This window comes from Cobetia sp. MB87 (assembly GCF_011319755.1).
Lineage (GTDB): Bacteria > Pseudomonadota > Gammaproteobacteria > Pseudomonadales > Halomonadaceae > Cobetia.
This window is the reverse complement of record NZ_VFBC01000005.1, coordinates 355405-370009: the sequence shown is the minus strand read 5'-3', so window position 1 is coordinate 370009 and position 14605 is coordinate 355405. Positions and strand designations below refer to the sequence as shown.

Annotated in this window: 10 protein-coding genes; 8 read left to right on the top strand and 2 right to left on the bottom strand. The window is 64.1% G+C overall.

Annotation, left to right across the window (positions count from 1 at the left end):
• Positions 1–170 precede the first annotated feature (170 nt).
• The gene (locus CDPAHKCJ_RS04915; protein ID WP_166018888.1) at positions 171–1712 is read left to right on the top strand and encodes a TrkH family potassium uptake protein; all 1542 of its coding nucleotides are present in this window, start codon (positions 171–173) and stop codon (positions 1710–1712) included.
• Between the two features lie 102 nt (positions 1713–1814).
• On the opposite strand, the gene CDPAHKCJ_RS04910 is transcribed toward CDPAHKCJ_RS04915, so the two are convergent.
• Together CDPAHKCJ_RS04910 and CDPAHKCJ_RS04905 are read right to left on the bottom strand one after the other, a co-directional pair.
• Positions 1815–3083, bottom strand: a complete 1269-nt coding sequence (locus tag CDPAHKCJ_RS04910) for a 1-acyl-sn-glycerol-3-phosphate acyltransferase (RefSeq protein ID WP_052384259.1) — start codon at positions 3081–3083, stop codon at positions 1815–1817.
• A gap of 63 nt (positions 3084–3146) precedes the next feature.
• Positions 3147–4067, bottom strand: a complete 921-nt coding sequence (locus CDPAHKCJ_RS04905) for a recombination-associated protein RdgC (protein ID WP_043331446.1) — start codon at positions 4065–4067, stop codon at positions 3147–3149.
• Between the two features lie 370 nt (positions 4068–4437).
• Here CDPAHKCJ_RS04905 and CDPAHKCJ_RS13520 point away from each other — a divergent pair, with 370 nt between their 5' ends.
• From CDPAHKCJ_RS13520 to cmk, 7 genes are all read left to right on the top strand, one after another.
• Positions 4438–5553 carry a YHYH protein gene (locus CDPAHKCJ_RS13520; protein WP_166018887.1) on the top strand — a complete coding sequence of 372 codons (1116 nt, stop codon included), beginning with the start codon at positions 4438–4440 and terminating at the stop codon, positions 5551–5553.
• Positions 5554–5684: 131 nt separating this feature from the next.
• Positions 5685–6197, top strand: coding sequence for a thioesterase family protein (locus tag CDPAHKCJ_RS04895; protein ID WP_166018886.1), 513 nt, complete (start codon positions 5685–5687; stop codon positions 6195–6197).
• Positions 6198–6444: 247 nt separating this feature from the next.
• On the top strand, positions 6445–9222 hold the full coding sequence (gyrA, locus tag CDPAHKCJ_RS04890; RefSeq protein WP_166018885.1) for a DNA gyrase subunit A: 2778 nt from the start codon (positions 6445–6447) through the stop codon (positions 9220–9222).
• A gap of 58 nt (positions 9223–9280) precedes the next feature.
• Positions 9281–10375, top strand: coding sequence for a 3-phosphoserine/phosphohydroxythreonine transaminase (gene serC / locus CDPAHKCJ_RS04885; RefSeq protein ID WP_166018884.1), 1095 nt, complete (start codon positions 9281–9283; stop codon positions 10373–10375).
• Positions 10376–10388: 13 nt separating this feature from the next.
• Complete coding sequence (gene pheA, locus CDPAHKCJ_RS04880) at positions 10389–11528, top strand: prephenate dehydratase (protein WP_166018883.1); 1140 nt, start codon at positions 10389–10391, stop codon at positions 11526–11528.
• Between the two features lie 68 nt (positions 11529–11596).
• On the top strand, positions 11597–13828 hold the full coding sequence (locus CDPAHKCJ_RS04875; RefSeq protein ID WP_240916669.1) for a bifunctional prephenate dehydrogenase/3-phosphoshikimate 1-carboxyvinyltransferase: 2232 nt from the start codon (positions 11597–11599) through the stop codon (positions 13826–13828).
• Entirely contained in the window at positions 13825–14544 is a 720-nt protein-coding gene (cmk, locus tag CDPAHKCJ_RS04870; protein WP_043331443.1) for a (d)CMP kinase, read from the top strand. The genes CDPAHKCJ_RS04875 and cmk overlap by 4 nt, the downstream gene beginning before the upstream one ends.
• Positions 14545–14605: the final 61 nt, after the last annotated feature.

Below are 14605 nucleotides of genomic sequence, written 5' to 3'. Positions count from 1 at the left end.
TGACGTGAGGTGTCGGGGCGTGATGTCCTGCGGCGGGTCACCGCTGTGGCGGCGCTGGACAGCGGCGGAAGAGGGTGTAGGGTATCGCCGCACTGAGACTGGCGCCCGGGGCGTCATGGGGTAAAACGCTGAGGACGCACAATGATGACTGTCATCAACAGGTCGGTGGCATGAAGGCTGGCGCGCCGAAACGGCGGCGCAGACGGGCGCGCGCAGGGCAGGCGACCCGAGCGCACTCGCAGGCGCTGGTTCGCCTTCTCTCGCTCTCGGAGTGGTTGCCGGTCATCCGGGTGCTCGGCCTGCTGCTGTGCGTGGTGGCCTTGATGATGCTGGCGCCCTTGCTGGTGTTGCTCGGCGAAGCGGATGCGGATGCCAGCGCCTTCCTGATCTCGCTGGGCATCACGCTCGGCTCGGCGGCCATCATGCTGACGGTATCGCGCAAGGTGGAGCTGCAGCTCAAGCCACGTGCGATGTTCGTGCTGACCACGCTGAGCTGGGTACTGGTATCGGCCTACTCGAGCCTGCCGTTGATCTTCGGGGCCACCCACCTGGGCGTGACCGATGCCGTGTTCGAATCGGTGTCGGCGATCACCACCACCGGCTCGACCGTGCTGTCAGACATCGAAGGGCTCTCGGATGGTCTCAAGCTGTGGCGCGGCCTGATGCAGTGGGTCGGCGGCATCGGCATCATCGTGATGGCGATCGCGATCCTGCCGTTTCTGAAGGTCGGCGGCATGCGCCTGTTCCAGACCGAATCCTCGGACTGGTCCGACAAGGTGCTGCCGCGTGCCGGTGGCGTGGCCAAGGCCATCGGACTGGTCTACGTCGGGCTGACCTTGCTGGCCATCGTCTGTTACTGGCTGGGTGGCATGCACTGGCTGGATGCGCTGGTGCATGGCATGACGTCGCTGGCCACCGGCGGGTTCTCCAATTACGACAGCTCGATGGGCGTCTATTCCGACCGGCCCTATCTGCTGTGGATGGCCTCGGCTTTCATGTTGCTGGGGGCGCTGCCCTTCGTGCTGTTCATCCGTGCCTGGCAGGATCAGGCCGGCGTCCTGTGGCGTGATGCCCAGGTGCGCGGCTTCCTGCGGCTGCTGGGATGGGTGATCGCCTTGCTGACGCTGTATCGCGTCGTCAATGGCGAGGCCATCTTCACGGCGCTGACCCAGGTGACCTTCAATGTCATCTCGGTGGTGACGACCACCGGCTACGCCAGCGACGACTATAGTGCCTGGGGGCCCTTTGCGGTGGTGGCCTTCTTCTATCTGACCTTCGTCGGCGGCTGCAGCGGCTCGACCAGCGGCGGCATGAAGATCTTCCGCCTGCAGATCGGGCTGATCATGCTCGGCAATCATCTGCGCTCGCTGATCCATGCCAACGGCGTCTTCTCGCAGCGCTACAACGGCCGTGCGCTGCCCGACGAGGTGGTGCGCGCGGTGATCGCCTTCTCGTTCTTCTTCTTCATCACCATCGGTGGCCTGGCGCTGGCGCTGTCGTTCATCGGGCTGGATCTGGTCACCGCGGTGACCGGCGCCGCCACGGCCGTCACCAACGTCGGCCCGGGGTTGGGTGAGATCATCGGCCCGGCGGGCAACTTCTCGAGCCTGCCGGACAGCGCCAAGTGGTTGCTGTGCATCGGCATGCTGATGGGGCGTCTCGAGATATTGACCGTGCTGGTGCTGTTCTCGCCCAGCTTCTGGCGCAAGTAGTACTGTCCAGTCCTGCCCAACGAAAAAGCCACCGTCGATTGACGGTGGCTTTTTCGTGGCTTTGGTCGTGCCAAGTGCGGGGGCGAAGTGTCTGGCGCCGTCTTACTGTGCGACCTTCTCGCCGTCCGTCGCCTCGGCGGCATCGAGCTTCTCATCGAGATCGATGGAGAGCCCTTCGCGATTGAGGATCGGGTTGGCGTATTGCACCAGCCACCAGTCCTTGAGCTCTGCGGGCACCTCTGCGAGGCGGTTCTCGAAGGTGGCGCGCTCGGCACCGCTGATGGCCGAGACATCCAGCGCCGAGGCCAGGCGCGGCTCCTCTCGCAGCTGCGGGCGGCTGGCGGCCAGCTTCTCGAGTGCCAGCTGATGGCTCGGGTAGAGGGTGTAGTAGGCCAGCACCTGACGGTCGACTTCCTTCACCACATCTTCCGGGGTCTCGAAGTCGCCCTTGAGCGGCTCGCCGAACACCAGCTTGACGCGCCCCTTGTGGCCGCTGATGCCCGCTGCGATGGACTTGATGTCCTCGTACTGCACCTTCTCGTAACGGCCTTCATTGGCGACGGCCGCCAGCTCACGCGCCTTCTGCAGGTCGCAGGGGTCGAACTCGTAGCTGATCGACACCGGCACGATGTTGAGCTCGCTGACCGCCTCGCTGAACGGACGCGTCTTGTCGGCGGTGCGTGCCGCCATGGTCAGCATCTTGATGATGGCGCTTTCGGTGCCGTCACGGCCGTCCTTGGCGCGCCCTTCACGCTGGGCCAGCCAGATGGAGTGCTGGTCGTGGGTCAGCGAGTGGCGGATATAGCCCGACAGTGACTGGTAGGCGGCCAGCATCGCGCGCTTGCCCTTGGCGGAGCGCGGCACGATGAAGCTCTTGTTGAGGCGCATCAGGTCGGTGACGAAGGGTTTCTGCAGAAGGTTGTCACCGATGGCGATGCGCACCGTGTCACGCCCGTGACGATAGAGGGCGTAGTTGACGAAGGCCGGGTCCAGCGAGATGTCGCGATGGTTGGACAGGAATAGATACGGCGTGTCCGGCGACAGACGCTCCAGTCCCACCGTCTCGAAGCTGGTGGTGGTGGTGTGGATCATGCGCGCCATGTAGACGGCAATGCGGCTCTGGAAACTGGCAACATCCTTGACGCCAATCATCTCGCGCTTTATGGCCAGGCGCGCGATCTGGCGTGCCAGCCACGGGAAGCGCTGGGTCAGGCCCGGCAGGCGGAAACGCGTCAGGGTGTCGAGCAGCTCGCGGTCCTGCTCCAGGCGTACCAGCACCTCCGCTACCTCGTCGTCATGGTAGGGGCGAATATCGGCGAACGGGTCCTGTTCGCTGGTCGTGGCAGGCTTGGGTGTTGCAGTGTCAGTCATCGACGCACGTCATCCGGGTTTGTCATTCTGAAAAAAAGAGAAGGTCGGCAGCGGGCCCAAGGCTCAGCTGGCGGGCTGGGCTTCACCACCCAGCCAGGCGGTCATCTGCTCGATCACGCCGGACAACACCTGGGCCATCAACGCGAAGTCGGTCTCCAGACGCAGGATGGGGTCTTCGCCATCATCCTGGGCGTTGGCTTCATCGACCACGGCATCAGCGAACTTGAGGCTCTTGAGTGCCATGTCCTCACCGAGCACCAGCGCGACGCGGCCATCGACTTCCAGTGCCAACTTGCTGACCACGCGGCCGAGATTCAGCGCCGTCTGGATTTCCTCGCCGTCGAGATCGAACTGGCGCGCACGCAGTACGCCATCTTCGCCGCCCGGCGCCTTGAGTTCGACCTGATCACCGACGATCAGGTCTTCCGGGCGCGAGCTGACATCCTTGAGCCAGGTGGTCATCACCTGGGATGGCGGCTGCGCGACGGCTAGCGGGGTGACCTTGAGCGTGCCCAGAGTCTGGCGCAGCAGGTCCAGCACTTCCTCGGCGCGCTTGGCATTCGAGGCGTTGACGGCGATCAGGCCGCGACGGCTGTCCCACCACAGGTCGGTGCGCGAGGAGCGCGTGAAGGCGCGCGGCAGCAGCTCCTCGTAGATCTGCTCCTTGAGGGTCAGCTTCTCGCGGCGACGCAGCGGACGACCTTCGGCGGTCTCGCGCTCGGCCACGCGCTCCTCCAGCTCTTCCTTGACCACGGCGGAGGGCAGTACGCGCTCCTGGCGCAGGGCGCTGATCAGGAAATGGCCCTGAATCTCGTGCACCAGCAGATCGCTGTTGCGGCCGCCCGGTGCCACCCAGCCGATACGCTTGGCTTCGACGCCGGTGACAGGGCGGAAGACATGCTCCGGCAGGGCATCGGCGAGACGACCCTCTTCCAGCGGTGCGCTATCGTGCAGGCGATACAGTTGCAGGTTCTTGAACCACATGCGACCAGTCCTTGAGTCCGGTGAACGGGGGCTGCCCGTCTGAATGGCGCATATTATGGCGAAACTCATGCGGCGGGTCATCCGCCATGGACGTGACCCTGCGTCACACTGCGGTTGCCGACCATCTCATGCGATCGCAAGGACATACTGTGTGCACGCTGTGGCGCTAGTCTCGAGTCGACCTGGCGGTGCGCGGTCTGGCGGTTTGCGGTATCGCTCACCAGGCAAAGATCAGTAGATATCGATCAGCAGGCATCGACCTGTAGGCATAGACCATCAGACTTGAGACGCGGAGGGCGGTAGAGTGATCGATGACGTTGTTGTGGAGACTGCTGTGGGGACTGCTGAGGAGACGGTAGTGGAGGCTTTTGTGAAGAGCAGAGCATCGGGCGCGAGCGCGCTGAAACGGGCACGACCACTGACGCTGGCGGCGCTGACCCTGTTGCTGTTCGGCTGCAGCGAGGAGCATGACGCCAACGACAAGGCGGCCAGTGCAGCCGAGACCAGTGCAACGGTCACGAAAGAGACAGTCGTTGCAGAGGAAGTCACGGACGGCGAGCCTGCCCCGGCGGCGGTCGGGCTGGATCCTGAGATGTTTGCCGAGGGCGCGATCGTCGGCGAGGTCGAGACCGTCGATTGCACCCTGAGCGGCGGCACGCAGACGACCTGCTATCAGTTCCGTGTGGCCGGTGCGCCCGCGGACCCGGAAACTTCGCCGGTGGGGCCATTCTGCCCGCCCAATATCCACTCCGGTGAAGAGGAAGGCGGCACCTGGATGGATGGCGAGGGCACCCTTTATCAGGTGGACGGCGAATTCATCAAGAATCTGGCCACTCTCTACAAGGACAAGGAGTGGCAGATGTACGACGTCAACACGGGCGAGATCACCGTGATCGATGGCGCGCGTGGTTGTGAGGTGGCGGGGAACCCGAACCCCATCGACGGCTTCGACAATTTCTGTCTCGAGTGTCCGCTTGAGGAACTGGGCGGCGGCATCGAGAAGACGGTCGTGATCCCCAAGGTGCCGGTACCGGCCGCCGAGCCGACCTCGCTTGCCGGCCACTCCAATACCGGCGTGGCGCTCAATGGCGTGATGTACGGCCCACCGGCGCCGCTGGAGCTGATCCTGAGCTCTCACACCCTGGGGGTGCTCGATGATTGTGGCGCGCATGCCAACCCGCATGAGGGCTATCACTATCACACCGCCACCGGCTGCTCCGAGATCGGCATTCAGGAGGATGGCCATTCGCCGATGATCGGCTATGCGCTGGATGGCTATGCCATCTATGCCAGAGAGGACAAGGAAGGCAATGTTCCCGCTGACCTGGATGAGTGTGGCGGCGAGACGGACCCGGTGCGTGGCTATCACTATCACGCCTCCGCACCGGGGGTTAACCAGATCTTCGGCTGCTTCATGGGTGAGAAGGGGCACTTCCTCGACGAGGAGGGCGGCGAGAGACCGCCGCAAGGTCCGCCCGGCGAGTAGCCGTCTTGCCGGGCTGGTGAGCGGGGCGGGCACGATCATTCAGCCAAGCGTTTGTTTTTCTGTCAGTCACAGGCATAAGATCAGCTGAGAATGGCCACACGACGCGATCGTTTCACGGACGGGAGACAGGGATGCAACACGACAGCAATCCACCGCAGGCAGCGGACGCCAGTCATACAGACGTCGGCAGTCACACAGACGTCGTCAGTCGCACGACCCTGACGGTGCGTGGCTACCATCTGGATGGCTATGGGCACGTCAACAATGCCCGTTATCTGGAGTTCTATGAGGAAGGGCGCTGGGAGTTCATGCTCGCGCATCTCGACCTGGCCGCGCTCAAGCGAGAAGGCATCGCGATGGTGGCGGTCAACCTCAACCTGGATTGGCACTATCCCGCCACTGTCCATGATGAGCTGGTCATCACCACGCGGCTGTCAGAGCTCGGGCGACGCAAGATGATCATGCGCCAGGAGATCCATCTGGGGGAGCGGCGCATGGGCGAGGTGCATCCGCGCTCCGGAGCGCTGGTCTCCAGGGCGGACTTCACCTTCGTGCTGATGAATACCGACACCGGTCGCGCCATGCCGCTGGACGGCGAGATCGGCGCGCTGCTGGGCGCGTTGGTCAGTGAAGAAACGGCCTGATCGTCCTCAGCGGCGAGGCATGAGTCAGCAGGCCGCGCACATTGACGGCCGTACTACCGTACTGAGGTGTCCTTGCGGCGTCGTGTGAGCTGCTAGGCGCGCTCGCAAGTGATATAATGCCGCCACTTCGGTGCCGCGGAGCTGGCACCCCGTGTCTGCTTCACGCCACTGCCGCGCTGCAGTAACGACGGAGCATGCGTCGTTGCTGCAGTGGCGCCAACAGTTGAGTTCAAGGATTTGACGAATCATGGGTGAGATCGCCAGAGAGATACTGCCAGTCAACATCGAGGACGAGCTCAAACAGTCGTATCTCGATTACGCGATGAGCGTCATCATCGGGCGTGCCTTGCCGGATGTCCGCGATGGCCTCAAACCGGTTCACCGTCGCGTACTGTTCGCGATGCACGAGCTGAACAATGACTGGAACAAGGCCTACAAGAAATCTGCCCGTGTCGTCGGCGATGTGATCGGTAAATACCACCCGCACGGTGACAGTGCGGTCTATGACACCATCGTCCGCATGGCCCAGCACTTCTCCATGCGTTATGTGCTGGTGGATGGTCAGGGCAACTTCGGTTCCATCGATGGCGACAGTGCCGCGGCGATGCGTTACACCGAGGTGCGCATGGCGCGCCTGGCGCACGAGCTGCTGGCCGACCTCGAGAAGGACACCGTCGATTGGGTCGACAACTATGACGGCACCGAGCGCATTCCTGCCGTGCTGCCGACCAAGACCCCGAACCTGCTGGTCAACGGCTCCTCCGGTATCGCCGTGGGCATGGCCACCAACATCCCGCCCCACAACATGGGCGAGGTCATCGACGGCTGTCTGGCGCTGATCGACAACGGCGATCTGACCGTCGATGAGCTGATGGAATTCATTCCGGGGCCGGACTTCCCGACCGCCGGTATCATCAACGGCCGTGCCGGCATCCTCGATGCCTACCGCACCGGTCGTGGTCGTATCTACGTGCGTGCCGTGCATACCATCGAGCACAACGACAAGAACGGCCGTGATCACATCATCATCACCGAGCTTCCCTACCAGGTGAACAAGGCGCGTCTGATCGAGAAGATCGCCGAACTGGTCAAGGACAAGAAGATCGAGGGCATCGCCGAGCTGCGTGACGAGTCCGACAAGGACGGTCTGCGCGTGGTCATCGAGACCAAGCGTGGCGAGTCCGGTGAAGTGGTCGTCAACAACCTCTTCTCCCAGACCCAGCTCGAGACGGTGTTCGGCATCAACATGGTCGCGCTGCACGAAGGTCAGCCGAAGATCCTGAATCTCAAGCAGATCCTGGAATCCTTCGTGCGTCACCGTCGTGAAGTCGTCACCCGTCGTACGCTGTTCGAACTCAAGAAGGCGCGTGAGCGTGGCCACATTCTTGAAGGTCTGGCAGTGGCGATCTCGAACATCGATGAGGTGATCGAGCTGATCAAGGGCTCGCCGAGCGCGGCGGAAGCCAAGGAAAAGCTGATCGATCGTGAATGGCAGCCGGGCCAGGTGGTCGAGATGCTCGAGCGCGCCGGTGCCACTTCCTGCCGTCCGGAAGATCTGCCGGAAGGTCTGGGTCTGTCCGAGGACGCCAAGCATTATCGTCTGTCGCCGGCCCAGGCTCAGGCTATCCTCGAGTTGCGCCTGCATCGCCTGACCGGCCTCGAGACCGAGAAGCTGCTGGCCGAGTACTCCTCCATCCTCGAGCGCATCGCCGAGCTGATGGAGATCCTGTCCTCTGCCGACCGCCTGATGGAAGTCATCCGCGAAGAGCTGCGCGAAGTGCGTGCCCAGTACGCCGATGAGCGCCGCACCGAGATCATGACCAGCCGTCGTGACCTGACCATCGAAGACCTCATCAACGAGGAAGACATGGTGGTGACGGTCTCGCGCAGTGGTTATGCCAAGACCCAGCCGCTGTCTGACTACCAGGCCCAGAAGCGTGGTGGTCGCGGCAAGTCCGCCACCGCGATGAAGGACGAGGATGTCATCGAGCACCTGCTGGTCGCCTCTACCCACGACACCGTGCTGCTGTTCTCCAACAAGGGCAAGGTGTACTGGCTCAAGGTCTACGAGATGCCGCAGGCGTCACGTGGCTCGCGCGGCAAGCCGCTGGTCAACCTGATTCCGCTGGATGACGGCGAGTGGGTCACCACCATCCTGCCGGTGCGTGACTACGCTGCCGACAGCTACATCTTCTTCGCGACGGCCAACGGCACGGTCAAGCGCACCGCGCTGAGCCAGTTCTCGCGTCCGCGCAGTGTCGGCCTGATCGCGCTGGATATCGAGGAAGGTGACCGTCTGATCGGCGCCGATATCACGTCCGGTTCCGACCACGTCATGCTGGTGTCCTCCAACGGCAAGGCGATCCGCTTCGAAGAGCAGAACGTGCGCGTGATGGGCCGTACCGCCCGTGGTGTACGCGGCATGCGTCTGCTCGACGATGCACAGGTCATCAGTCTGATCATTCCGCGCACCACCGCGATCGATGACAATGAGATCGAGGTCGATGAGGCGGCGGACGCGACGGCGGAAGGTGTCGATAGCGCTGATGTGGCAGCCACCGATGGAATGACGGAAGGCGGCGTCGCCAACGGTGAGGTGCCGCAGTGCTACATCCTGACCGCATCCGCCAATGGCTTCGGCAAGCGCACGCGTCTGGAAGAGTTCCCGCTGCGTGGCCGTGGTGGCCAGGGCGTGATCGCGATGCAGACCAGCGAGCGCAACGGTGACCTGGTCAGCGCGGTGCAGGTCAGCGACAACGACGAACTGATGCTGATCACCGACCGCGGCACCCTGGTACGTACCCGCGTCGCCGAGGTGTCCACCACCTCGCGCAACACCCAGGGCGTGACCTTGATCCGCACCGCGGAAGAGGAGCGTCTGGTGACGACGGTGCGTGTCGACGAGCCGGAAGAGGTCGTCGTGGTGCAGGATGAGCTGGACGAAGAGGCGCTGAGCACCGATGAACAGGTGCAGGCGGGAGATGATTCCGAGTCGACGGATACCCCGCCGACAGACGCGGAATAAGACGCTGGATTGCGACCGCCTTCGGGGCGGTCGCTTCACTTTCGGGAAATAAGACGACATGACACGCAAGTTCAACTTCTGCGCCGGTCCTGCTGCACTGCCGACCGCTGTCCTGGAGCGCGCCCGCGCCGAGATGCTGGATTATCAGGGCCGCGGACTGTCCGTCATGGAGATGAGTCATCGCTCCGACGAATTCGTGGCCATCGCCGAGAAGGCCGAGGCGGACCTGCGCGAACTGCTCGAGATTCCGTCCAACTATCGCGTGTTGTTCATGCAGGGTGGCGCCTCGACCCAGTTTGCGGGTGTGCCGCTGAACCTGCTGGGCGCGGGTGGCAGTGCCAACTATCTGTACACCGGTATCTGGGGCAAGAAGGCGATCAAGGAAGCCGAGCATCTGGCGGTGGGCAGCCACGTGGCGGCCTCCAGCGAGAGCAATGGCCTGATCGCCGTGCCGCGCCAGAACGCGATCCAGCTCTCGGGTGATGTAGGCTATCTGCACTACACCGCCAACGAGACCATCGGCGGCCTCGAGTTCGACTACATCCCCGAGGTGGCAGCGGATGGCGTGCCGCTGGTATGTGACATGTCGTCTTCCATCCTGTCCGGCCCGCTGGATGTCAGCCGTTTCGGCGTCATCTACGCCGGCGCCCAGAAGAACATCGGTCCGGCGGGTCTGACGCTGGTCATCGTGCGCGAAGACCTGCTCGATCGCGCCCGCAAGGACTGTCCGACCATGCTGAACTGGAAGACGGCCGCCGAGGCCAATTCCATGTTCAACACCCCGCCGACCTATGCCTGGTATCTCTCCGGGCTGGTGTTCGAGTGGCTCAAGGACGAGGTCGGTGGCCTTGCCGCCATGGACGCGATCAATGATCGCAAGGCGCAGGCGCTCTATGCCGCCATCGATGGCAGCGACTTCTATTCCAACCCGATCGTGACCGAGAACCGCTCACGCATGAACGTGCCGTTCGTGCTGGCCGATGACCGTCTCGACAAGACCTTCCTCGCCGAGTCCGAAGCGGCGGGTCTCTTGAATCTGGCCGGTCACCGCAGCGTTGGTGGCATGCGTGCCAGCCTCTACAACGCCGTGCCGGAAGCTGCCGTCACTGCGCTGGTGGACTTCATGGGCGACTTCGCGCGCCGTCACGGCTAAGGGAGGAGGTGAGATGTCGGATTCCAAGCAGAGTCCCGTGTCGCAGGCGACGGGCAAGCCGGTGACGCTGGACGACCTGCGTCAGCGCATCGACGCCATCGACAACGAGCTGCTGAACCTGATCAGCGAGCGCGCGGGCTGCGCGCAGCAGGTCGCTGAGGTCAAGCTGGCGGCCGGTGACGTGGGCGAGGACGGCCAGGTCCAGTTCTACCGCCCGGAGCGCGAAGCCCAGGTGTTGCGCCGCATCATGGCCAACAACCCCGGCCCGCTGAAAGGCGAGGAGATGGCGCGTCTGTTCCGCGAGATCATGTCCGCCTGTCTGGCGCTGGAACAGCCGATCCGCCTGGCCTATCTCGGCCCGGAAGGCACCTTCACCCAGCAGGCCGCGCTCAAGCACTTCGGTGACAGCGCCGTGACCAAGCCGATGGCCGCCATCGACGAGGTGTTCCGCGAAGTGGAAGCGGGTGCGGTGCAGTACGGTGTGGTGCCGGTGGAAAACTCCACCGAGGGCGTCATCAACCACACGCTGGATTCGTTCATGGGCTCGCAGCTCAAGATCTCCGGCGAAGTGGTGCTGCGCATTCACCACCACCTGCTGGTGGGCCCGAACACGCGTCGCGAGAAGATCTCGCGCATCTATTCCCACGCCCAGTCGCTGGCCCAGTGCCGCAAGTGGCTGGATGCCCACTTCCCGCACGCCGAGCGCATCGCGGTGTCCTCGAATGCCGAGGCCGCGCGTCAGGTGCGCACCGAGTGGCACAGTGCGGCGATTGCCGGTGACATGGCGGCCAAGCTCTATGAGCTGGAGAAGGTCGAGGAGAAGATCGAGGACAGCCCCGACAACTCCACGCGCTTCCTGATCATCGGTGACAGCTCGGTGCCGGCGTCCGGCGATGACAAGACCTCCATCGTGGTGGCGATGCGCAACCAGCCGGGGGCACTGCACGACCTGCTGGCGCCGTTCCACCGCCACCAGATCGACCTGACGCGTGTCGAGACGCGTCCGTCACGTTCCGGTGCCTGGAACTATGTCTTCTTCATCGACTTCCGTGGCCACCGCGATGACCCGCTCATCACGGCGACGCTGGAAGAGCTGCGTCAATGCGCGGCGGACGTCAAGGTGCTCGGGTCCTACCCGGCCGGTGTGCTGTGAGCGAGGTTGACCACGTGCGCCATGCTGCGTCGTCTGACCTGCTGTCCTCGCTGCCGTCAGCGGAGCGCCTGGCCGGCGAGCGGCGTATCCTGCTGGTCGGGCTGGGTCTGATCGGTGGCTCGCTGGCCGCGGCATTGCGCGCGGCGGGCCATCGCGGCGAGATTCTCGCCTGTGATCGTGACTCCAACGAGATCTGCCTCGGTCAACGCATGGGGCTGATCGACGGTGGCAGCACGCAGCTGGCGGCGTTGGTACCGGGCGCCTCGCTGATCGTGCTGTGCGTACCGGTGATGGCGATGCAAAGCGTGATGGCCGAACTGGCGCCGTTGCTGGAGGATGACGCCGTCATCACCGATGTCGGCAGTACCAAGGGCGCGATCCGCGACGCGGCGCTCGGCGTTTTCGGTCGCATGCCGCCGAATCTGGTGCTCGGTCACCCGATCGCCGGGTCCGAGAAGAGCGGTGTCGCGGCGTCCAATCCCGAGCTCTATCTCGATCACAAGGTGATTCTGACGCCGGAGCCGGACAGCGACCCCGAGGCCGTGGCACGTGTGGCGGCCATGTGGTCGGTATGTGGTGCCCAGCTTCTGAACATGAGCGTGGCGCGCCACGATGAAGTGCTGGCGCGTACCAGCCATCTGCCTCACCTGCTGGCGTTCTCGCTGGTCGACAGCCTGGCGCGTCAGGATGAGCGGCTGGAGATCTTCCGCTACGCGGCGGGCGGTTTCCGTGATTTTACGCGCATCGCGGGCAGTGACCCGGTGATGTGGCGCGACGTCTATCTGGCCAACCGCGATGCGGTGCTGGAGGCGTTGGATGAATTCGAGGCCGGGGTAGCGCGGGTGCGCGCTGCCGTGACCGCGGGCGATGGTGAGGCGATGCTGGGGATATTCACCCGCGCAAGCCACGCCCGACACTACTTCAATACCCTCTTGAAACAGACGAGTTATCAGACAATGGAACAGCAGAACGTGCGGTACCGTGCACTGCCGGGTGGGCAGGTTCAGGGGCGCATTCGTGTGCCGGGTGACAAGTCCATGTCACATCGCTCCATCATGCTGGGCGCGCTGGCGAACGGCGTGACCGAGGTCGAGGGCTTCCTCGAGGGTGAAGACAGCCTGGCCACGCTGCAGGCCTTCCGCGACATGGGCGTGGTCATCGAGGGCCCGCATCAGGGGCGTGTGACCATTCATGGCGTGGGCCTCAACGGCCTGAAGCAGCCGCCGGGCCCGCTGTATGTCGGCAACTCCGGCACCGCGATGCGTCTGTTCGCCGGTCTGCTGGCCGGTCAGGCCTTCGATACCGAGCTGACCGGTGATGCCTCGCTGACCAAGCGTCCGATGGATCGCGTCGCCAACCCGCTGCGCGAGATGGGGGCGGTGATCGATACTGCCGAGAACGGCCGTCCGCCGCTGCGTATCCACGGTGGCCAGCCGCTCAAGGGCATCCGTTACGAGATGCCGATGGCGTCCGCCCAGGTCAAGTCCTGCCTGTTGCTGGCCGGTCTCTACGCCGAAGGCGAGACGCGTGCCATCGAGCCGGCGCCGACGCGTGACCACACCGAGCGCATGCTCAATGGCTTCGGCTACAAGGTCGAGCGTCAGGGCGCCGAGGCGTGGCTGACCGGTGGTGGCAGCCTCGAAGCCTGCCCGATCGACGTGCCGGCCGACATCTCCTCCGCGACCTTCTTCCTGGTCGCTGCGGCCATCACGCCGGGCTCCGATCTGGTGCTGGAACACGTCGGCATCAACCCGACACGCATCGGTGTGATCAACATCCTCAAGGCGATGGGTGCCGACCTGAGCGTCTCCAATGAGCGCGAAGTCGGCGGCGAGCCGGTGGCAGACCTGCACATCCGCTATGCGCCGCTCAAGGGTATCGACATTCCGGAAGACCAGGTGCCGCTGGCCATCGACGAATTCCCGGCGCTGTTCATCGCCGCCGCCAACGCCGAGGGCATGACCCGTCTGCGTGGCGCCGAGGAACTGCGCGTCAAGGAATCCGATCGCATCCAGGTGATGGCGGATGGCCTGGCGCAGATCGGCGTCGAGCACGAAGTGGTCGCGGACGGTATCGACATCCGTGGCGGCGCCTACGGTGGCGGTCTGGTCGACAGCCACGGCGATCACCGCATCGCGATGGCCTTCAGCGTGGCGGCGCTGCGCGCCCAGGGCGAGATCCTGATCGATGACTGCGCCAATGTCGCGACCTCCTTCCCGAACTTCGTCGCGCTGGCAACGGAAGTCGGCATGCAGGTCGAGAATCTCGGTGCCGTGGCACCCGGCCAGGAGGCTTCATGAGCGGGGAAGCGACACCTCATCACAGTCAGATCTGCGACGCGCCTGTGCTGACCCTTGATGGCCCCGGCGGGGCCGGCAAGGGCACCATCAGCCGGCTGGTGGCAGCGAGCCTGGGCTGGCATCTGCTGGATTCCGGTGCGCTGTATCGCCTGACGGCGCTGGCCGCCGAGCGTCATGGCGTGGCGCTGGAAGACGAGGATGCCGTGGCGACCATCGCCGAGCACCTCGATGTGCAGTTCGATGCCGAAGGCGATGCCACCAGCGTAATTCTGGAAGGCGAGGACGTCACCCGCGACATCCGTCTCGAGTCGGTCGGCAACAATGCCTCCATCATCGCGGCCCAGCCGCGCGTGCGCACCGCACTGCTGGCGCGTCAGCGTGCCTTCGCGCGTGCGCCGGGCCTGGTGGCCGATGGTCGCGACATGGGCACGGTGGTCTTCACCGGTGCGCCGCTCAAGATCTTCCTGACGGCAAGCGCCGAGGAGCGTGCGCGTCGTCGTCATGCCCAGTTGCAGGAAGCGGGTGTCGATGCTAATATTTCGAGCCTTTTGACAGAAATACAGGCGCGCGATGCGCGTGACATGGGCCGGGCAGTCGCCCCGCTCAAGCCTGCAGACGACGGCGTGATCCTCGATACGACGGATCTCGACATCGACCAGGTGATCGAACGCATCCAGCAGCTGCTGGTCGAATACGGCCTGGTAGCGGCGCGCTGAGACTCGAGTCTCAGCCTGTGAATCGTCAGAACAACGGATTGATCGCCTGCTGTTGCAATAC

Coding starts and splice junctions, on each gene's coding strand:
- gyrA (WP_166018885.1), top strand. CDS start 6,445: ATGGGTGAGATCGCCAGAGAGATACTGCCAGTCAACATCGAGGACGAG.
- CDPAHKCJ_RS04895 (WP_166018886.1), top strand. CDS start 5,685: ATGCAACACGACAGCAATCCACCGCAGGCAGCGGACGCCAGTCATACA.
- pheA (WP_166018883.1), top strand. CDS start 10,389: ATGTCGGATTCCAAGCAGAGTCCCGTGTCGCAGGCGACGGGCAAGCCG.
- CDPAHKCJ_RS04910 (WP_052384259.1), bottom strand. CDS start 3,083: ATGACTGACACTGCAACACCCAAGCCTGCCACGACCAGCGAACAGGAC.
- CDPAHKCJ_RS04905 (WP_043331446.1), bottom strand. CDS start 4,067: ATGTGGTTCAAGAACCTGCAACTGTATCGCCTGCACGATAGCGCACCG.
- CDPAHKCJ_RS04915 (WP_166018888.1), top strand. CDS start 171: ATGAAGGCTGGCGCGCCGAAACGGCGGCGCAGACGGGCGCGCGCAGGG.
- cmk (WP_043331443.1), top strand. CDS start 13,825: ATGAGCGGGGAAGCGACACCTCATCACAGTCAGATCTGCGACGCGCCT.
- serC (WP_166018884.1), top strand. CDS start 9,281: ATGACACGCAAGTTCAACTTCTGCGCCGGTCCTGCTGCACTGCCGACC.